This window comes from Candidatus Neomarinimicrobiota bacterium, assembly GCA_022567655.1.
In the GTDB taxonomy this organism is placed as follows: Bacteria; Fidelibacterota; SORT01; order SORT01; family SORT01; genus JADFGO01.
Map to the genome: position 1 here is coordinate 1 of JADFGO010000033.1, position 19,867 is coordinate 19,867.

17 protein-coding genes are annotated in these 19,867 nt (G+C 46.2%); 16 read left to right on the plus strand and 1 reads right to left on the minus strand.

Features of this window, described 5'->3' with window-relative positions; translation table 11 throughout:
- Positions 1–17 precede the first annotated feature (17 nt).
- The 16 genes from IID12_04990 to IID12_05065 all read left to right on the plus strand — a co-directional run bounded on the left by IID12_04990 (position 18) and on the right by IID12_05065 (position 18,112).
- On the plus strand, positions 18–2,078 hold the full coding sequence (locus tag IID12_04990; protein MCH8288446.1) for a T9SS type A sorting domain-containing protein: 2,061 nt from the start codon (positions 18–20) through the stop codon (positions 2,076–2,078).
- A gap of 179 nt (positions 2,079–2,257) precedes the next feature.
- Positions 2,258–2,668: a hypothetical protein gene (locus IID12_04995; GenBank protein ID MCH8288447.1), complete on the plus strand. Its 411-nt coding sequence runs from the start codon at positions 2,258–2,260 to the stop codon at positions 2,666–2,668.
- 287 nt (positions 2,669–2,955) lie between these two features.
- Complete coding sequence (gene mtnP / locus IID12_05000) at positions 2,956–3,825, plus strand: S-methyl-5'-thioadenosine phosphorylase (protein ID MCH8288448.1); 870 nt, start codon at positions 2,956–2,958, stop codon at positions 3,823–3,825.
- A gap of 30 nt (positions 3,826–3,855) precedes the next feature.
- Complete coding sequence (locus IID12_05005) at positions 3,856–4,119, plus strand: hypothetical protein (GenBank protein ID MCH8288449.1); 264 nt, start codon at positions 3,856–3,858, stop codon at positions 4,117–4,119.
- Positions 4,120–4,127: 8 nt separating this feature from the next.
- Positions 4,128–7,280, plus strand: coding sequence for an isoleucine--tRNA ligase (locus tag IID12_05010; GenBank protein ID MCH8288450.1), 3,153 nt, complete (start codon positions 4,128–4,130; stop codon positions 7,278–7,280).
- A gap of 5 nt (positions 7,281–7,285) precedes the next feature.
- Positions 7,286–7,666 (plus strand): TraR/DksA C4-type zinc finger protein, encoded by a 381-nt coding sequence (locus IID12_05015; protein ID MCH8288451.1) that lies wholly within the window; start codon positions 7,286–7,288, stop codon positions 7,664–7,666.
- 15 nt (positions 7,667–7,681) lie between these two features.
- Positions 7,682–8,188: a signal peptidase II gene (lspA, locus tag IID12_05020; protein ID MCH8288452.1), complete on the plus strand. Its 507-nt coding sequence runs from the start codon at positions 7,682–7,684 to the stop codon at positions 8,186–8,188.
- The gene (locus IID12_05025) at positions 8,157–9,128 is read left to right on the plus strand and encodes an RluA family pseudouridine synthase (protein MCH8288453.1); all 972 of its coding nucleotides are present in this window, start codon (positions 8,157–8,159) and stop codon (positions 9,126–9,128) included. Before lspA ends, IID12_05025 begins: the two co-directional genes overlap by 32 nt.
- 13 nt (positions 9,129–9,141) lie before the next feature.
- Positions 9,142–9,831 (plus strand): metal-dependent hydrolase, encoded by a 690-nt coding sequence (locus IID12_05030; protein ID MCH8288454.1) that lies wholly within the window; start codon positions 9,142–9,144, stop codon positions 9,829–9,831.
- Positions 9,821–10,786 (plus strand): tyrosine recombinase XerC, encoded by a 966-nt coding sequence (xerC, locus tag IID12_05035; protein ID MCH8288455.1) that lies wholly within the window; start codon positions 9,821–9,823, stop codon positions 10,784–10,786. Before IID12_05030 ends, xerC begins: the two co-directional genes overlap by 11 nt.
- 47 nt (positions 10,787–10,833) lie before the next feature.
- Positions 10,834–11,139, plus strand: coding sequence for a ribosome-associated translation inhibitor RaiA (gene raiA / locus IID12_05040; GenBank protein MCH8288456.1), 306 nt, complete (start codon positions 10,834–10,836; stop codon positions 11,137–11,139).
- Between the two features lie 77 nt (positions 11,140–11,216).
- On the plus strand, positions 11,217–12,191 hold the full coding sequence (locus IID12_05045; GenBank protein ID MCH8288457.1) for an NTP transferase domain-containing protein: 975 nt from the start codon (positions 11,217–11,219) through the stop codon (positions 12,189–12,191).
- A 29-nt stretch (positions 12,192–12,220) separates the two neighbouring features.
- Entirely contained in the window at positions 12,221–13,354 is a 1,134-nt protein-coding gene (locus IID12_05050) for a methionine adenosyltransferase (GenBank protein MCH8288458.1), read from the plus strand.
- Positions 13,355–13,392: 38 nt separating this feature from the next.
- On the plus strand, positions 13,393–14,646 hold the full coding sequence (locus IID12_05055; GenBank protein ID MCH8288459.1) for an adenosylhomocysteinase: 1,254 nt from the start codon (positions 13,393–13,395) through the stop codon (positions 14,644–14,646).
- 125 nt (positions 14,647–14,771) lie between these two features.
- Positions 14,772–16,829: a hypothetical protein gene (locus IID12_05060; protein MCH8288460.1), complete on the plus strand. Its 2,058-nt coding sequence runs from the start codon at positions 14,772–14,774 to the stop codon at positions 16,827–16,829.
- 20 nt (positions 16,830–16,849) lie between these two features.
- Complete coding sequence (locus tag IID12_05065; protein MCH8288461.1) at positions 16,850–18,112, plus strand: hypothetical protein; 1,263 nt, start codon at positions 16,850–16,852, stop codon at positions 18,110–18,112.
- 23 nt (positions 18,113–18,135) lie between these two features.
- On the opposite strand, the gene IID12_05070 is transcribed toward IID12_05065, so the two are convergent.
- Positions 18,136–19,221 (minus strand): LptF/LptG family permease, encoded by a 1,086-nt coding sequence (locus IID12_05070; GenBank protein MCH8288462.1) that lies wholly within the window; start codon positions 19,219–19,221, stop codon positions 18,136–18,138.
- Positions 19,222–19,867: the final 646 nt, after the last annotated feature.

Here is a 19,867-nt window from a genome sequence, read left to right on the forward strand (position 1 = left end):
CCCTCTGGATAAATTCGGTGCCAACCGGTTTCTCCGTCTCCGGAACTGTTGGAGGCGGATATGAAGACGTGATAATGTTTGCGGAATCTTGCATCGATGAATTCTGCTCCGACTTCGGTCAGAGCACACAAGACGGGGCTCTTGCGACTACAGATGCTTCCGGTAATTACACGCTGCATCTTCCCACTGACCGGACTGGTTACTGGTTAGTTGTGGCGGAAGACTTTTTTGGAGTAACGGACGGTCTGTTCCCAAGCCCACCTTCAATTATTGTATTTATCACCGGGGATGAGGTTGGAGTTGACTTCAATTTCATTGCAGGCGATGCCACGATAGATGTAACTCTTAGGGACGGGTCAGGGATGGCTATCCCGAATATTCGCATCTTCGCGTTTTCTGATAATTTCGATATAGGAGTCGAAGAAACGACGGACGCATCGGGAATTGCCAGCTTTAACGTAGTGGGAGGAGACTGGTTTGTATTCCCCGATGAGGATGACCTACTCGAGAATTACCTTGTCCCGTTTACGGAGCATATTTTCCTCCTGCCCGGAGGAATGACTTCTATTGACATGGTTGCTCATACTGTTAATGGTACCATCACCGGAGTCACCTACCTGGACGATGTTGTGACGAGTGGTATCGTTGTAAGAGCCACGTCTGACCTCGGCTTTTCCAAAACGACGAGTGTAACAGCCGGGGTTTATTCAGTAGAGGTCTCGTCCGCTGCGGATTTCCCGAACAACGGTTATTGTGTATCAGCGTGCCACCTTTCAGGGGATCAATTCGTGGTTCAGGATTTTTCGGAAGTACAAACCGGAGAAACGAACATAGATATTCATGTCTCCTCGGCAGAGGGATATATCGAAGGTACCGTGTATGACATAGATACAGGCGATCCGGTTAGGTTCGCGGGAATCTGTGCGAGCGTTGATAATACAGAGGACATTTTTAACTGCACGGGGACTGGTCCGGGTGGGTATTACCTCCTTCCGGTTCTCAACGGAATGTATACCATGTTTGCCCTTGCGGAAGGGTTTATGCCCGATTTCGTCAGTTCGGTTTCCGTTAACAACAACACTGTCCCTGTGGATTTCTTTCTTGAGAAGGGAGCCGGATTCAGCTTGCCAGACATTCAGGCGGTCATTGACATTCCTAACGACCAAGGTAGACAGGTCCGGGTTATATGGAATGCGGCATCCATCGACTTCACTGATATTACATTCTATACATTGTGGAGACTGGTAATCGACATGGGAGAGGCTCCGCCGGCAGCTGCGCCGAGTGAGACTCAAATACTGATGTCTCAGGAACTATGGGACTACATCGATGAAATCCCGGATGTAGGATTTCCCGAATATTCCTACGTAGCTCCGACTCTCGGGGACAGCATATCGCCTACGGAGATATGGTGGTCAACATTCATGGTCAGAGCCCACACCGAGTTCGGCGAAGAGTTCATCCCGGGTTTCCCCGGAGAAGGATATTCGGTTGATAACCTGATTCCGGACGCACCGAGTCTCAGCGGAATGCTGGTTTCGGCAGGAATTGAACTCACCTGGACCGAGATAGTGAATGAGGAAGCTAAATACTATACGGTTTACCGTTCGGTAAACGGCGGAGATTTTCAACCGGTGGAGAACACTATATTGACAGTGTACTTAGATACGGACGTTTTGACGGACGTTGCATACACTTACTACGTCACCGCGACCGACTTCGCTAATCAGGAAGGGTTATCCTCTAATGTGGTCAATCCTGCGCTAACGGGTATCGACTGGTATAATACCGGGATTCCGGAAGTCTATGCGCTCGATCAAAACTATCCGAATCCATTTAATCCCACGACGCGTATCGAGTACCAGATTCCGAATTCAGGCAGTGTCTCTCTGAAGATATACAATCTGAAAGGAGAATTGATAAGTACGCTGGTGGACGAAGAGATGACCGCAGGTTACCACTCGGTCACCTGGAACGGATTGACCTCGTCAGGTGCTCCGATCTCATCAGGCGTATATCTCTACAGAATTCAGGCGAATGATTTCGTTCAAGTTCGTAAAATGATAATGATGAAGTAAATATCCCTGAATTTAAGCTAACAGGGTCGGTTTAGTTTTAAACCGACCCTGTTGTTTTTAAGGGAATTACAGAACTTTCCGGACTGACTTAGAGTCATAAATGTTAAAAATTACTTGACAAACGCATATTTTCCGCTAAACTGAGCTTTATATAATACTTTAAACCGCCGGAATCATATATGTCAAATAAAATATTTCCTATAATTATCTCTGTCGCTCTGCTGTCCGGCACGATATTCGGCGGATCGATTCTGAAAAACTTCACCGGTTATCCTTTCGATAACGGCATTATGCTGGAGTGGGATTCGGGCGTGGAAGTCAACTTATCGGAATATCAGGTTGAGCGGAGCGCTCCGGGCGGAACCTACACATATATCGGCAAGGTAAACCCTCTGGGAAGTGAAAGTCATTATTCGTATTATGACCAGACTGTCTTTGCGAAGATAGCCTCACGTACCTATAATTATCGCATTAAAATTGTTGATGCTGATGCAGACAAAACTTTCAGTTACTCGTCGGTGATATCCGTTTCGCCGACGCTCTCATCAGCGAGAGAAACCTGGGGAAGCATTAAGGCGCTTTTCCGGTAATCGGGATTACCCATACACCCGGTTCATTTCGTTTGATTATACCTGCAATCGGCACTATGATCAATTTAAGGTATTAAACCGAGATGCCTTAATTATTTTCTGCTCAATCTTACATCTCATCGTCACTTAGGAGCACGAAATATAATACCACCCACAACTCTTTGTATATATAAGACTTATAGGATAAAATTCCACTGAAAACCGGTCTGAAATATATCAGGCTTTTTTCTTGACATTAGAGGAACCTATATATAATTTCCGACGCTTGAGTTAGAAAGGACTTGTAGTTGGATAGAGCTAAAAAAATAGGTATTATCGGCGGATCAGGGTTTTACGGCATCGAAGGATTGGAAATGGTGGACGAAGTATCTCTCGATACTCCCTGGGGAAAACCCTCTGATGATTTCACTGTATTTCAAGCCGATGGCAGAGAGGTCGTCTTCCTCCCGAGGCATGGAAAAGGGCATAAGATACTTCCGTCGGAGATAAACTACAGGGCGAACATTTTCGGGATGAAGACGCTGGGTGTTGAAAGGATTATCTCGATTTCCGCCGTCGGCTCGTATAAAGAACATATAGCCCCGCGCGATATAGTGATAGTGGACCAATTTTTTGACAGGACTAAAAAATCTGCTGAAAGCACTTTCTTCGGTGAAGGTATTGCCGGGCACATATCTTTCGCTGACCCTGTCTGTCCTGTGCTCTCAAATATTATTTTTGAGACAATCTCAGGAAATGAAGTAAAGGTTCATAACGGTGGGATCTATTTAAATATGGAGGGACCGGCGTTTTCAACGAAGGCTGAGAGTATGGTTTTCAAAAATATGGGGATGGATGTCATAGGGATGACCAACCTCGCGGAGGCGCGCCTTTCAAGGGAAGCGGAAATTTGTTTCGCGACAATCGCACTCGTAACCGATTACGATGCATGGCATGAAGAATTAGAACCTGTTTCAGTTCCGGAAGTAATGAAAAATTTGAGTTACACGGCGGAATACGTAAAAAAGAATTTACAAACCGTCCTGAAGGCTATACCTGACAAACGGGATTGCGTTTGTGCCACATCGTTGAGCACCGCGCTGATCACAGACAAAAATGCGATCGACCCGAAGACAAGGGAGAAGCTTTCATTGTTGGTTGCAGAGTATCTTAATTGATAAACGGAAGTCGGATTTAAGGAGAATTAAATGATCACGGAAATCGAGCTGCAAGGAATCATTCAGGAGTTGGAAATCGCAATATCAGAGATGTTTCCCGACGCTACGATTACAAATGTCACCAAGGAAATAGACGCATCGATAGTCATAGAAGTCACCACACCGAACGACGACATAGCGGAAATCGAGGAGGAATTTGCTTCGAAGTCCGCCGAGCTCGCTACTGATTATGACTATGATTTCATATTTGTGGTCAGAAACGAAACTTCAGACAACTCTACAGATGAAGCTTAGTCTTATCCATGATCGAAAAAGAACAGAGTAAAATAGATTTTATCTCCCTTGAAAAGGAGGTGCTTGAGCGGTGGAAAGAAGAAGACACCTTCAACAAGCTAAGGGAAAAGAACAAAGACGGCAAACGGTTTTCATTTTTAGACGGACCGATAACTGCCAATAATCCGATGGGTGTGCATCATGCCTGGGGTAGAACCTATAAAGATATATTTCAACGGTACAAGGCGATGCAGGGGTATAATCAGCGGTATCAGAACGGTTTCGACTGTCAGGGGCTGTGGGTGGAGGTAGAGGTCGAAAAGGATCTCGGATTCAAGTCTAAACGGGATATAGAAAGTTACGGCGTTGATAAATTCGTCGAAAAGTGCAAAGAACGCGTAAGAAAATATTCCGCCGTTCAGACCGAACAATCGATCCGGCTTGGACAATGGATGGATTGGGACAATTCGTATTACACGTATTCAGATGAGAACAACTATACAATATGGTCGTTCCTCAAGAAATGCCATGAGAGGGGTTTGATTTACAAGGGGGATGACGTAATGCCGTGGTGTCCGAGATGCGGTACTTCTCTATCCGAACACGAGATAGCAACCGAGGGTTACGTAGAGATAAAACATCCGAGTGTTTTTGTACTATTCCCGCTTTTAGAAAGGGATAATGAATTTTTGCTTATATGGACGACTACTCCCTGGACGCTTGCCGCTAATGTTTCCGCCGCCGTCAAAAGCGATATAAAATACGTAAAAGCAGAATTTGAGGGTAAGGTCATATACATGGCTGAGAGCAGACACAAGGAGATAAAAGCGGAAAATAAGGTCCTCGACAGATTAACGGGAAAAGAGATGATAGGATGGTCTTACTCGGCGCCGTTCGGGGAATTGCCTGTTCAGGAGAACGTGGAGCACAAAGTAATCGAATGGGATGATGTGAGTGAAGACGAGGGAACCGGAATAGTGCACATTGCCCCCGGCTGCGGCCGGGAGGATTACGGATTGAGCAAGAAATACGATCTCACGGTCATTAAAACGCTCGACGAAGAGGGAAGCTACATCGATGGCTTCGGGGAGCTGACAGGAAAAAATGTTACAGAGGTAAACGACTGGATATTCAATAATCTCAAGGGAAAAGGGCTTCTCTTCAAAAAGGAGACTATCAGCCACAGATACCCTGTATGCTGGAGGTGTAAAACCGAGCTGGTATTCAGACTTGTCGATGAATGGTTCATTTCTATGGACGAACTGCGCGGCGACATTATGGATATAACAAGAAAGATCAACTGGATGCCCTCCTTCGGATTAGAAAGGGAACTCGACTGGCTTTCGAATATGCAAGATTGGAACATATCCAAAAAACGGTATTGGGGACTTGCTCTGCCGATATACGAGTGCGACTCATGCGGTCACCTTGATGTAATGGGGAGCCGTGAAGAATTACAGAAAAGAGCGGTTTCGGGCTGGGAAGCGTTTGAGGGACACACCCCTCATAAACCCTGGATCGACGAAGTGAAGATCGCATGTTCCGAATGCGGTGAGCAGGTATCGCGGATACCTGAAGTGGGCAATCCATGGCTCGACGCGGGAATAGTGCCGTACTCGACCATGGGATACAACACTGACCGCAGTCACTGGGAGAATTGGTTTCCGGCTGATTTTATCACCGAATCGTTTCCGGGACAGTTCAGAAACTGGTTTTACAGCTTGCTCGCCATGAGCGCCGTGATGGAAAACAGCGTACCCTTCAAAAACGTTCTCGGTCACGCACTCGTAAAGGATGAAAAGGGTGATGACATGCATAAGAGCGCAGGTAACGCAATTCCCTTTGAAGAGGCAGCCGACACGATGGGCGTCGATGTGCTCCGCTGGATTTTCGCTTCGCAAAATCCTTATAACAATCTTCTTTTTGGATATGGACTCGCAGACGAAAACCGGAGGAAGATTCTCACGCTCTGGAACGTTTACACCTTTTTTACCACATACGCCTCTATCGACAAATACGATCCGAACAAACGGACACCCGCAAAAGAAAGAACCGAACTTGACAGGTGGCTTATAGCGAAGACTAACTTACTGGTAAAATATGCTACGAAAGAATTGGACGGTTACCAGACAGTCGGAGTTATGAGGCGGGTAGATAAATACCTGAACGATCTTTCGAACTGGTATGTGCGGCGTTCAAGGAGGCGGTTCTGGAGAAGCTCGAACGACACGGACAAACTGCATGCATATGATACTCTTTATGAGGCGCTTGTGACATTAATCAAGATTTTAGCGCCCATTCTTCCTTTCTTGACGGAAAAAATTTACTCGAATCTCGTTCGGGATAAACTTCACGGAGCGCCCGATTCCGTTCATCTTTCAAGCTGGCCCGAACTGAATGAAGAATTGATCGACGAAAAACTCATAAATGCCGTTGATACGGTTATCAAAGCCGTCGAAGCGGGAAGAGCCGCAAGAAACAAAGCGCAGATCAAGGTCAGACAGCCGCTCAAAGAGATCCATTTTTTCACGGACGCAGCTGAGGAGAAGGAAGTGCTTCTAAAGCTGTCCGACCAGATTTTGGAAGAATTGAACATAAAGAAATTGAACGTTATAGACAACATGGATGAACTGTCTGTGCTGAAAGCAGTACCGAATTTCAAGAAATTAGGTCCGGCATTCGGGAAGAACGCTCAAAAAGTAGGAGAGCTGTTAAAATCTACTGATGTGGAACAATTGAATATAGCTTTGAGTAAAAGTGATATATTTTCGATAACTTCGGGAGCGGATAAATTTGAAATCACGAGGGAAATGGTCAGTTTTGAGCATGAACAGGTTGACGGAATGGTGATAGTGGAAAATAATGAGATGAGGGCGGCTCTGGATACAACCCTTACGCCTGAACTTGTGAGGCAGGGGCTGGTACGTGAATTAGTTCACGATATAAATAATTTAAGAAAAGAAGCGGAATTTGATGTTTCTGATAGAATAAATATGTATCTTTCTTTAGACGGGAATTTACTCGATGCGGTAAAGGAGAACGAGAGTTACCTGGCGAACGAAGTACTCGCCGAGAAAATCGGGTACGAATTTGAAGAGGGAGAATATAGCCAGGATATAAGGATCGGAGAAGAGACGGTCAAAGTTGGAATCGAAAGGGTCTCAAACGGAAATCGGCATTAGCTCGTATGAATAAAAAAGACAAAACATATTTTAGGAAGATCATACTCGAAAAGCGCGACGCGCTGTTGGAAGAATTGGGATTATTGAAAGAGACAGCGGTAGAGGAATCGTCCCGTGAATCTTCCGGGAATCCCTCTAATTATTCATACCATATGGCTGATTTAGGGACCGATTCGCAAGAAAGGGAGAAAGCCTATCTTTTTCTCACGAGAGAGAACAAGTATCTTGGTTACTTGAACGAGGCATTGGAAAGACTTGAAAGAGGAGAATACGGTGTTTGCAACATGTGCGGCGAACCTATCCCAAAGAAGAGATTAGAAGCTGTACCCCACGCATCGATGTGCGTACCCTGCAAAACCGACGTCAAAGAAAACGGCTCCAAATAACTTAGAGAAATTCTTGTGCTAAAAGCACTATCGATATCCGGCATAGTCGTGATCCTCGATCAGATCACAAAAAACATAGTTAAACACCAAATGGAACTGGGTGAATCGTTTAATGTCATAGGGAGTTTGGTGAGGTTTACTTTTGTCGAGAATAAAGGTCTGGCCTTCAGCATAGTAGTATCCAATCTGGGATTTTTCACAGCGATATCATTCGTTGCCAGCATGGTGGTGCTTTATTATTTGTATAAATACCGCGATGAGGGCATTAGTGTATATCTACCCCTTGCGCTGATTTTCGGGGGCGCGGTCGGAAACCTGATAGATAGAATTTTATTCAGCAAAGTAGTTGATTTTATAGACGTCGGGATTTCGAGTTACAGATGGCCGGTCTTCAACATCGCCGATTCAGCGGTTTCAGTCGGATTGATCTGGTTTTTGATAATCTCATGGAGCTTTAAAGAAAAAGAAGAAACAATCGAGGAATCACCTGATGAGTCAGTCAATGACCATCTCAGTGCCTGAGAATAAAAAACCGGAAAGGATCGATAAGTTCCTTTCGAGACAGATTGGAGATCTCAGCAGGTCTCAGGTGAAACGTTTAATAACGGAATCAGAAGTGCTGGTTGACGGAAAACCGGTGCGCCCGAGTCATATAGTCGATTCAGGAGAGAGCATAACGGTAACCATCCCCGGTGAGGCGCCCATTGCCGCGGAGCCGGAAGAGATACCATTAAACATTATCTTCGAAGACGAAAGCATAATAGTGCTCGACAAGCAGGCGGGCATTGTAGTACATCCGGCACGCGGTAATCTGCACGGTACTCTCGTGAACGGACTTCTTCATTATTCGAAATCGCTCTCTTCGGTCGGTGGTCCTTTCAGACCGGGAATTGTTCACCGCCTTGATAAAGGGACAAGCGGTCTGTTAATCATAGCAAAAAACGATAATGTGCATGCTGCCATCACGAATATGTTCATGGCGAGAAAAATTAAGAAGGAATACACCGCGGTCGTCTGGGGGAAGATGCCCAATAACACCGGTGAGATTTCATATTCCGTAGGAAGAAACAAAAAAGATAGAACAAAGATGACGGTTGATGAAAACGGGAAATCCGCCGTCACGCGGTACGCAGTAAAAGCCGAAATGGACTTTACGTCGCTGCTTACTTTACTTCCGGTTACCGGGCGTACTCATCAGCTCCGGGTACATCTATCACATACGGGGAATCAAATATTCGGAGACAAGGAGTACGGAGGAAGAGGGCGGATGGCAGGTATGGTGACGCCTGAGAGGAGGAAGACAGCGGTAAAAGCATTAGATCTGATTTCGAGGCAGGCTCTCCATGCAAGCAGGCTGACGATGGTTCATCCCGTTACGGGTAAGGAGGTCGTGTTCGATTCTCCGCTGCCGGATGACGTCAAATCGGTCTTAACGGCGCTCGAATTCGACAAATACAGATAGGGGGTAACTAATCATGACTGAGCTGACTTTTTTTGGGCATTCAGCGTTTCAAATAAAATCGGAGAGCGGCAGCATTCTGATCGATCCGTTTATCTCCGGAAATCCGCTCGCCACAGTGTCCAAGGAGGATCTGAACCCGGATTATATAATCATAACTCATGGTCATGACGATCATGTCGGGGATGCATTGGAAATTTCTAAGTCAACGGGAGCGCCTATCATCGCTAACTTTGAAATAGCGTCTTACTTTTCCCGTCAGGGGGCGAAAACAGAGGCGATGCATATAGGAGGGAGCAGAGAATTTCCCTTCGGCAGGGTTAAGCTGACGATAGCCCACCACGGAAGCGGACTCAGTAAGCCTGACGGGGAGATAATATATCTCGGCAATCCGTGCGGTGTTATCATCTCAATCGACGGAAAAAATATCTATCATGCAGGTGACACGGGTCTTTTTCTGGATATGAAACTAATCGGGGAGTTGACGAGCATCGACGCGGCTCTGCTTCCAATCGGCGACAACTTCACCATGGGAGTGGAAGACGCCGTCAAAGCGGCGGAATTTCTGCAAGCAAAACTGAACGTACCGATGCACTACAATACATTCGATTTGATCAAAACCGATCCGAAATCATTTGTTGAGGGAGTGAAGGCTTTGAACCTGGAAGCGGCTGTAATTGAGCCGGGAGGTTCCCTTGAAATCTGAAACGGTACAGGATCTTATTGTTTCGGAAGAGAATGAAAAAAGTAATATTGGTAAGGATGCGGCAAACTTCCTCGAGGCGTTAAAAGTTCAGTTGAATTACTCCGATAAGACTATAAAAGCGTACGCTACAGACCTCAGACAATTCACGGATTTTTTGACGGAGTACCATTCAAACCCCGATATCGGAGTTCTGGATATCGATAAAACGTCCGTTCGTCATTTTCTCGGGAAATTGATAGAAGAGGGGATAAGCAGAAAAAGCGCAGCGAGAAAACTCGCGGCTTTGAAGTCGTGGTTTAAGTATCTCGTCCGGACGGGGGCTTTAGAAAACAACCCTGCAAAAAACGTAAGTTTCCCGAAGGTGGAGAAGAAGTTGCCGTCCCTTTTGTCGATCGATGAAGCTGTGAAACTTGTTACAGCGCCGGTGTCGGACACATTTGCCGGAACAAGAGATTCCGCTTTACTTGAAATGCTCTACAGCAGCGGTGCGAGATTAGCGGAGATCGTAGCGCTGAACGTGAGAGACTTAAACCGGGAATCAGGAAGCCTGAAATTGGTCGGTAAGGGTTCCAAGGAGAGGATAGTACCGCTGGGGGGTCCCGCCTGGACGGCAATAAACAGGTATTTGGAGTATAGAGCGGTTAAGAATAAAGATGGCACGGAAATTGCCCTTTTTTTAAACAGGTTCGGAAAGAGATTGAAGCCGAGAGGCATTCAACGGATAGTGAAAAAATACATGGAAATGACTGTTACCAAGGAAAACATGAGCCCGCATACTCTAAGGCACACGTTTGCAACGCACATGCTTGAAAGAGGAGCAGACCTGAACTCGGTGAAAGAACTATTGGGACACGAGGATTTATCGACGACTCAAATATATACGCATCTTGAGACTGAAGGGCTTAAAAAGACGTATAAACAGGCACATCCAAGGGCTGAATCGGATAAAAGCTAAAGAATAAGCCTTGCTTTTAAGAGGGTTCAAACGAAAGGAACTAACGGATGAAGATAGAGATCACTGCAAGAAATTTCAGGATGAGCAAGAAATTAGAGAGATATACGGAGATGGAGGTCAATCGACTCGAAAAGCTGTATGACGGTATAGTAGATTGCAGTGTAATTCTTGAAAAGGTGAAAAACGACAATATCGCGGAAATCATTATGAGAGTCTATAAAAAGAACCTCGTAACAACAGACGTAAGCGACGATATGTTCAAGTCGGTGGACGGGGCGGCGGAAAAACTCCGCAGGCGTTTGAAGAAGTATAAACATAAACTGAGATATATTGATCATGCCGTTCCTGAGTAGTTGCGCTTTAGGCAGGAAAGTATATATTAAGCGGATTGTAAAAGAACGGAAATCACGAATATGAGTGAACAGATTAGTTGAAAGCGATACTGCCAGCGGCAGGGATTGGGAAGCGGCTCAGACCACATACGCTCACTACTCCTAAGGTGCTATTCAACGTAGCCGGCAAACCGATCATCGGGCACATATTAGATTTTTTAGTCGATGCCGGAGTAGATGAAATCGTCGTGGTCGTCGGATACGAAGCCCCGCAAGTAGAACGGTTCCTCCAGACAAACTATCCCGAAATTACCCGCACCGTGGGGCAGACCGAAAGGAAGGGACTTGGTCATGCGGTCAATAAAGCTCTCGAAGAAAGCGACGATCCGGCGCTGATAATATTGGGCGATACGATAATAGACATCGATCTTAAAAAACTGTTGAAAAAATCTGTTTCAGCAATAGGTGTCCGGGAAGTTCCTAATCCTCAGTTATTCGGGGTTGTTGAAATGAACGGCGACTATGTAGAGAAATTGGTGGAAAAACCTGAGAATCCCGAAAGCAACTTAGCGATCGCCGGTATCTATCTGATAAATAATCAGTCGATATTAAAACGGTCGATAGAAACAATAATCGAACAAAACGTTACTACGAAGGGTGAGATTCAACTGACCGACGCATTACAGGATATGATTGAAAGGGGAGAGAGGATTGAAGTTTTCGACGTCGATAATTGGTATGACTGCGGGAGTTGGAGTTCAATTCTGGACACTAACAGAGTCTTATTGGACAAATCGGGGGGAAACGCCACCAAGGTAAGTGACAGCGTCGTAAACGAACCCTGCTATGTCGCACCGACAGTGCAGCTGGTTAATTCAATCGTGGGTCCTCATGTGACAATCGATGAGGGAGCCATAATAAAAAATACGATAATTTCCGATTCTGTAGTGGCGAAAGGGGCAACACTCGAAAATTGCAGTGTCTCGGGATCGCTCATTGGAGAACACGCGCTCGTCCATGGAACTGTTCGAAAACTGAGCGTCGGGGACTACTCCGAAATTAAGTTCGATTAGACCGGAAAAACGTTAAGTTAGGAAGGTATATGTCTGAATATTTATTCACATCAGAATCGGTGACGGAAGGTCACCCTGACAAGATCGCCGATCAGATATCGGATTCAGTGCTTGATGCTATCTACGAAAACGACCCGATGGGACGGGTAGCCTGTGAAACGTTTGTTACGACAGGCATGGTGCTTGTCGGGGGAGAAATCACGACAAGTACGTACATCGAGATACCTTCCATCGTAAGGGAATGCATAAAGGAAATAGGATATACCGATGCGAGCATGGGATTTGATTATGAGACGTGTTCGGTCCTGACGGCGATAGACCAACAATCTCCCGATATAGCTTTAGGAGTCGACAGGGACGGTGCGGGAGACCAGGGTATGATGTTCGGGTTTGCGACGGACGAAAACAAGATGTACATGCCCACTCCGATATATTTAGCGCACAAGATTACTAAAAGGCTGGCTGAGATTCGAAAAGCAGAAGAAGTGGACTACCTCCGCCCCGACGGCAAATCGCAAGTTACTGTGAAGTACGTTGACAATAAGCCTGTGGCGGTTACGAACGTTGTTCTTTCTACTCAGCACACACCGTCAGTCAGTAATGAAAAATTAGCGGATGAAATGATAGAACTCGCCATAAAATCGGTAATTCCTGAAGAGTTCTTAAGCAACGGTGAAACTATATACCATATCAACCCGACAGGGCGGTTCGTGGAAGGCGGTCCGAAAGCCGATGCGGGTCTGACCGGAAGGAAAATTATTATGGATACTTACGGAGGATTTGCGTCTCACGGCGGCGGAGCATTTTCCGGGAAAGACCCCACAAAAGTCGACCGGTCAGCGGCATATATGGCTCGCTATGTGGCAAAAAACCTTGTAGCGGCAGGTTTTGCAAATAGATGTCAGCTACAATTAGCATACGCAATAGGGGTTGCCGAACCTGTATCGGTACAGGTTCAGACATTCGGAACGGGAAATCAGTCTGATGAGGAGCTGGTAAGGCTTATCAGAGATAAATTCGACTTCACGCCGAAAGCTATGATAGACGCACTCGAACTGAGAGCGCCCCGCTTCAAGAAAACCGCATCTTACGGTCACTTCGGCAGGGATGAATCGAGTTTTACTTGGGAACAGTTAGACAGAGTTGAAGACCTAAAAAAATGATGATTGTTAACACTGAATAAATGAATTGGGAGATATAATTGGGGAACGACATAAAAAATGAATCATTGGCGGATGCGGGTAAACGCCGAATGGACTGGGCAGACAGGGATATGCCCGTTCTTTCGTTCATACGTGATAGATTTGAAAAAGAAAAACCGCTCGATGGTGTAAAGATGTCCGCTTGCCTTCACGTTACGGCTGAGACGGCAAATCTCATGCGGACTCTGAAAGTGGGGGGCGCCGACATCCTGTTATGCGCATCCAACCCGCTGAGCACGCAGGATGATATTGCCGCCGCACTCGTGGTTCATGAAGGGATTTCCGTATATGCTATTCATGGCGAAGATAATGAGATGTATTATTCTCATATCAAGACAGCTTTGGAACACAAGCCGAACATAACTATGGACGATGGAGCCGATCTCGTGACAATTCTCCATTCGGAGTACGAAGATCAGGCTTCGGAGATCAAGTGCTCAATGGAGGAAACTACTACCGGTGTTATACGTCTAAAAGCGATGGAAGCTGACGGAGTGCTGAAACTCCCTGTGATGGCGGTGAACGACGCCAAGATGAAGCATCTTTTCGACAACCGCTACGGAACGGGACAGTCAACGGTCGACGGAATAATCCGCGCTACCGATATGCTGATAGCCGGAAAAAATGTGGTCGTAGCCGGATACGGATGGTGCGGACGCGGCTTTGCCAGCAGGATACAGGGGATGGGCGCAAACGTTATTGTGACCGAAATTGATCCGACGCGCGCCCTTGAAGCGATGATGGACGGGTTCAGGGTAATGACGATGGACGCAGCGGCGTCTGAAGGCGACCTTTTCTGTACTCTTACGGGGGACATTCACGTACTGAGGAAAGAACACTTCGAGAAGATGAAAGACGGAGCGATAGTTGCGAATTCAGGGCATTTCAACGTTGAGATCAATCTTGATGAACTCAGTGAATTATCCGAATCTGTCGAAGAGGACATAAAAGATAACGTGGACGCTTATAAGCAAAGCGACGGCAGGACAATTTACGTTCTGGCTAAGGGCCGCCTCATAAATCTGGCTGCCGCAGAAGGACACCCGGCAAGCGTGATGGACATGAGTTTTGCTGTTCAGGCGCTTACGTCGGAGTATAGCCTGCAAAATGATCTTGAAGTAAAAGTGCATGACGTACCCTCCGAAATCGATGAATTTATAGCACAGCTGAAACTCGACAGCATGGGCGTATCGATCGACAGCTTAACAGATGAGCAGGTAAAGTACCTTTCCTCATGGGAACAGGGAACTTGACGAAGAAGCTCTAAGTATCACCAGTAGCGAATCGTAAGGCTGAACTACTGGAAATGAAAATATTTCTCAAAAATAGTCACGCACTTACCCTAATCTGCATACTCATTCCCTTTCAGGGATGTCTCTTGGAATCTCCGGAATCTCCATCGTGGGAGTTGGACCTCGTGATACCTCTCATCGATGAGATCTATCCGCTCGGAGACCTGCAAGGACCTATCGAAGACGACAGTTCCAATGGTTTTATAGACGTAACCGCCGACAATATCCTCAGATTGAACGTTCAGGATACAATAGGTACCGTAACGCTCGACGAAAACAGCCTGACGGTTAGAGGAATAGGATCCGTTGAATTTATCGAAGAGATCGGACCTATCGAGTTGGATGATTTCGGCAGTGACCAGGTGTTTCAATCTCTTACTCTGGCTGAGATGCTGCCGATATTGAACAGCGTACCGGACGGCACAACCATGGAAATAATCTCTTTCGGGCTGACACCTGTCGAGAACGACATTGGAATCACTGGGGTAGATGAAGCTGAGATGCAGCAGGGTATTATCAGGATATCAGTTTACAACGGATTCATTGACGCTCCCAATTCGGGAATACCAATAACAAATTTGCGCATAGTCCTCACTGACGCCAATTCGGTTCAGTTAGGCTCGGCGGAGTTCGACAGGATAGGCCCCGACACAACCGAGGTAAGAGAAATAGACCTTGCCGGTAAAAGCTTTGTCACTCCTATCTCAAGTACAACGACGGGGGATTCACCCGGTACACCGGCGTTTACCGTAAACAGTACTTCACGGAGTGGAAGAATCATTATCAGTATAGAATTCGTACCCCCTTTTATAGTGAGCAGTGTGACGGGCGACGTGCCTCCGATCAACATAGAAGTCATGAATTCCATACCGCTGCTTATCTCCGGGAGCACCGAACTGATAAGCGGAAGATTCAGATCGAACACCGAAGACCTGATTATTTCAATCGAGAACAGACTGCAAATACCCCTTGAGGCGACACTGATTCTTCCTAATTTTATCGATTCGAGCCTTGTTACAGCGGAATCAGTCGTCTGGGACAACATTCTGCCGGGAGCGACAGAATTGAGAACGATATCCTTAGGAGGGGACAGCCTTACGAACCCGGCCGGAGATGTACCCTTGACCGAAATCGAATATATCTTTCAGGCTGTAACGCTCCCATCCGGATCCTCGAGCAGGATCACGCAAAACGATGCAGTTGTACTGACCATTGAACTCGATACCCTTCGATTCCAAAGGTGGAAAGCGAATTTCGATGAAACAATCCCTACAACCGAAACAAATATTGAAGACATGCCGGAGGGTTTTGCAGGGATAAGCCTTGAGGACGTTCAGCTGTTTATGAATCTCGAAAATTCCATAAGCGTGCCGATGTTTCTTGACCTGAACATCCTCGGTACCAACTCGATTTTCGGCACTTCCGCCGAGCTGATTCTTCGCGATGCCAAGATAGAGTCTCCGTTCTTGTTCAGCACAGAGCCTGAAAGTACGGTGATTCTCTTCAAAAAAGATTCTACCTGTGTAAATAAAAAATGTGTGCCTTCAGGAGATTCGGATATCGTAGATTTTTTCAACATACTTCCGGATAAGATAAGAATTTCGGGTGAGACGAATCTATCAGGAGTAGGAGTTGTTGCGATCGGACAGAGCATGGGAGGCGATTATCAGCTGAAAGTCCCATTCTCATTTTCGCTCGACTCAACGGTAAAGTTCGTACCGGCAACGTTGAACACGATAGCGGCGTTTGATGAAGAGCAAAAAGAGCAGATAGAAAAAAATATTCTTTATGCGATAGTTGAGTCGCAACTGACAAACGGTTTTCCATTGAGCGGCACTCTCTCTCTGCTGATAAGTGAAGATTCGACCGACTTCGACGCCCACCCGGATTCACTCGAAGTCGATACGCTTCTGACCCTTGTTTTACCGGATACGGATCCGGAAAATGGCATATTCATCGCTTTCAAACGCGACAGCATCTTTCTCGACAGCTCCAAGATAAGGATATTTTCACGGGGGGGTGTGCACTACATAAAACCATTGATAACATTGAAGTCTACAGACGGAGAACCAAGATCAGTTAAACCCTCCGACTTTATCGGTATCAAATCGGTTATGACATTCAGGGTTAGAATTAATCCTTAGTTAATAATGAATTTGACTGTATGAAAAAACGATTGTTATATAAAATTATTGCCGCCGCTTTACTGATTGTCAACAGCGTCAGCATATCATCAGCGCAGATCAGGAAAGACCCACGCAGTCTCGGAATGGGGGGTGCGTACACGACCATAGCACGGGACTTCTTCAGCGTGGGAGTCAACCCGGCAAATCTTGCCTTGGTCCGAAGTTACATAGCGATGCAGGTTGTTCAAGTTAATTTAGGTATTTCGAACTCGAGCCTGAACCTGACCGAATACAATAAATTCAACGGCGCTGATCTTGAGAAAGATAATAAAAAAGAAGAGCTCCTGTCACTAATCCCTGACGAAGGACTGACGTTTTACTTCGATGCGTCGGTTCAGCCCGTTCTCGGGAATATCTCATGGAATAATATGGCGGTAACGACCGATATCTACACAGTCGGCGATCTGACTGTTCCTAAGGCTCCTTTCGAAGTTATGCTCTACGGCAATGAGCTCGGAAAAGATTACTCTTTAGAGGCGGGGGGAGAGTTCTTGGGCGCGGGAGAGATAGGATTTTCCAACGGCGGTGTTTACAAAAATCTTCTTTTAGGTTACACGGTAAGAGTTATCAGAGGATTGGGTTACTTCGGTGTAATCAACTCTGAGGCGAACCTGTTCACGGATTCTACAAAAATAGTGGGAGAAGGAGAATACTTAGTGAGATCGTCTTCCGGCGGTTGGGGGTTATCGGTGGATATCGGTCTGTTGAAGACAGATATCGCGGGGTGGCACATCGGCATGGCGATAAATAACCTGTTTGGAAAGATAAGATGGAGCGACAATAACGAACAAATCAGATACTTCTATACGATAGATAATTTGAACTTGAACAGGGTTGCGAAAAAAGGGTATTCGGCTCTCGTGGTCGGAGATAACGAACGTACAAAGCTCGAAAAGGATTTTTCCATCGGGTTACCGCTCATATTTAGACTCGGCGCCTCGAAATCACTGACGCACACGCTCTTAGCCGTCGATTACCAGCAGGGATTCAGCGATCGGATCTATGCGAGTAAAGTGGGGAGATTCGCAATAGGTATCGAATATTACGGAGAATCGAGAATGCCGCTGCGAATCGGGATCTCCGCCGGCGGCAGGGAAGGCAAAGAGCTGGGAGTCGGTTTCGGGATGAGGATGATGAGCTTCCGGTTAGATTTCGGGTACGCTTTCCGGGGCGCCTTTACTCCCCAGAACGCTAATGGTTTTGAAGTGTCGGTATCGCTCTGGACGGCGCTTGGTTATTGAATCAGTTCTTTGTTGAGTTCGGATTATTTCTGTGTTTTCGCAATCAAAACTATCGACACCAGAAAGAAGACCGCATTTCCGAGCCATACGCCTGCAAAAGGTTCTAATACCCCCTGCTTGGCGAGTGTTTGTCCGAATTTAATGAATCCGTAGAAGATAAAACTTACCAACAACGCAACGCCGATTCCGAAAGCCGCGCCGCCTCGCCTTTTGTTCGATGCTATCGGGACACCGATGAGAATCACTATCAGGTTCGTAAACGACAGCGATATTTTAAAAAGGTGATTCACCTTCCAATTTCGAGATTCGATCCCGTTAGCCTCTAAGCTGGTCACGAATTCTCCGAGTTCCCAGTAGCTCATCTCCTCCGGTTTTCGGTTTTCTTTTTTAAGCGCTTCGGGAGTAAGCCGTAAGTCGATTGTGTCTACAAGAGCCGATTTCAATATGACTTCATCATCACCGGAAAATTTCCTGAGTATCACGTCAGTGAATATCCACTTCGATTTTTCCTCGTCCCAATGCATTTGAGAAGCGTCCAATCTCTGTATCAGCGACTCCCTCCGGAAGTACTGGATGTTGATCCTCAGACCTTTCAGGTCTTTGTATTTGTAAACCCCGATGGAAATATTCCGGTTGGGACCTTCCTGAAAGTTCAGGTTGAATTTTCTGAGAGCTTCCCGCTTGGCTCCCCTGAGTGAATATTTTCTGGCAATGTCAAAGCGCTTCCTGTTTGATTTGATGACGACAATTTCCCCGAAAAAGAATGAAAATGCGCTTAAAAGAATACCGAGCACTATCATGGGAATCAGCAGCCGATAGAGACTGATTCCGGCGGATTTCATCGGCACGAGTTCATTGTACTTGACCAGAGTACTGAACGTCAGCACGGACGCCAACATTACGGCAATAGGTAACGATATGTTGAATAACCAGGGGAGGTTTAAAATAGAATACAGTGCGGCGGTGCTTAGAGGAGCCGAAGAATCAAGGATTTTCCGAAGATTTTCGACAAGATCAACGACGAAAAATATCGCAAGGAACGCCATGCTTGTCATAACAAGGGTACCGATGAATTTCCGGTAAAGATAAAAGTCCATTTTCTTTATCATATAAATCTCAGCTAAATTTAAAAAAGCGATAATTACATCAAGTTACGATTTAGAAGGGCTAAATGAAATTAAAAGTTGCCGGTTGGTTTATTTATTATGGCTGTCGGGACAGGTTCTCACGCCGTAATGGCACAGTCTTGCGGTCAGGATAAATCCTGACTCCATAAAGGCGAGGTCTTGCGGTCATCCGGCAGCTGCCGGATAGCCCGCATGCGTAATCTCCTCCCTCGAGGGAGGTGTTCCGAAGGAACTCCTACGGAGGAAGTTTATCCCGATTCTGTTTCGGGAGAGGGTGTGATTGGCGAACATCCCAAATTCTGAGGTTATCAAACGATAACACCCCTCGTCCCGAAGCTTCGGGACACTCCCCTCAAGGGGAGAGGAAATTCGTCATTGCCCGCCAGACATCAGTCGGGCTGGCGAGTCCGGCTTAGCCGGACGAAGTAATCTTTTGACACACCCCGTCATCTCATCCTTCGGATTCGATGCCACCAACCGCTTACTGCGGGACTTCGCCTCTTATTAGAGGGGAACTAAAGGAATTCCTCTTTACTTTTGAAAATTTAAATTATAGGTTTGATTATGCGTTCGAGATATATCATTCTGATTTTCGCTTTTCTATTGCTGTCGGGAGCGCAGACAAAAG

Excerpts from the sequence above, each read along its gene's own strand:
- IID12_05015 (MCH8288451.1), top strand. The coding sequence starts at position 7,286 with ATGAATAAAAAAGACAAAACATATTTTAGGAAGATCATACTCGAAAAG.
- raiA (MCH8288456.1), top strand. The coding sequence starts at position 10,834 with ATGAAGATAGAGATCACTGCAAGAAATTTCAGGATGAGCAAGAAATTA.
- IID12_05030 (MCH8288454.1), top strand. The coding sequence starts at position 9,142 with ATGACTGAGCTGACTTTTTTTGGGCATTCAGCGTTTCAAATAAAATCG.
- IID12_05070 (MCH8288462.1), bottom strand. The coding sequence starts at position 19,221 with ATGATAAAGAAAATGGACTTTTATCTTTACCGGAAATTCATCGGTACC.
- IID12_05025 (MCH8288453.1), top strand. The coding sequence starts at position 8,157 with ATGAGTCAGTCAATGACCATCTCAGTGCCTGAGAATAAAAAACCGGAA.
- IID12_05010 (MCH8288450.1), top strand. The coding sequence starts at position 4,128 with ATGATCGAAAAAGAACAGAGTAAAATAGATTTTATCTCCCTTGAAAAG.
- IID12_05065 (MCH8288461.1), top strand. The coding sequence starts at position 16,850 with ATGAAAAAACGATTGTTATATAAAATTATTGCCGCCGCTTTACTGATT.
- IID12_05050 (MCH8288458.1), top strand. The coding sequence starts at position 12,221 with ATGTCTGAATATTTATTCACATCAGAATCGGTGACGGAAGGTCACCCT.
- IID12_04995 (MCH8288447.1), top strand. The coding sequence starts at position 2,258 with ATGTCAAATAAAATATTTCCTATAATTATCTCTGTCGCTCTGCTGTCC.
- IID12_05005 (MCH8288449.1), top strand. The coding sequence starts at position 3,856 with ATGATCACGGAAATCGAGCTGCAAGGAATCATTCAGGAGTTGGAAATC.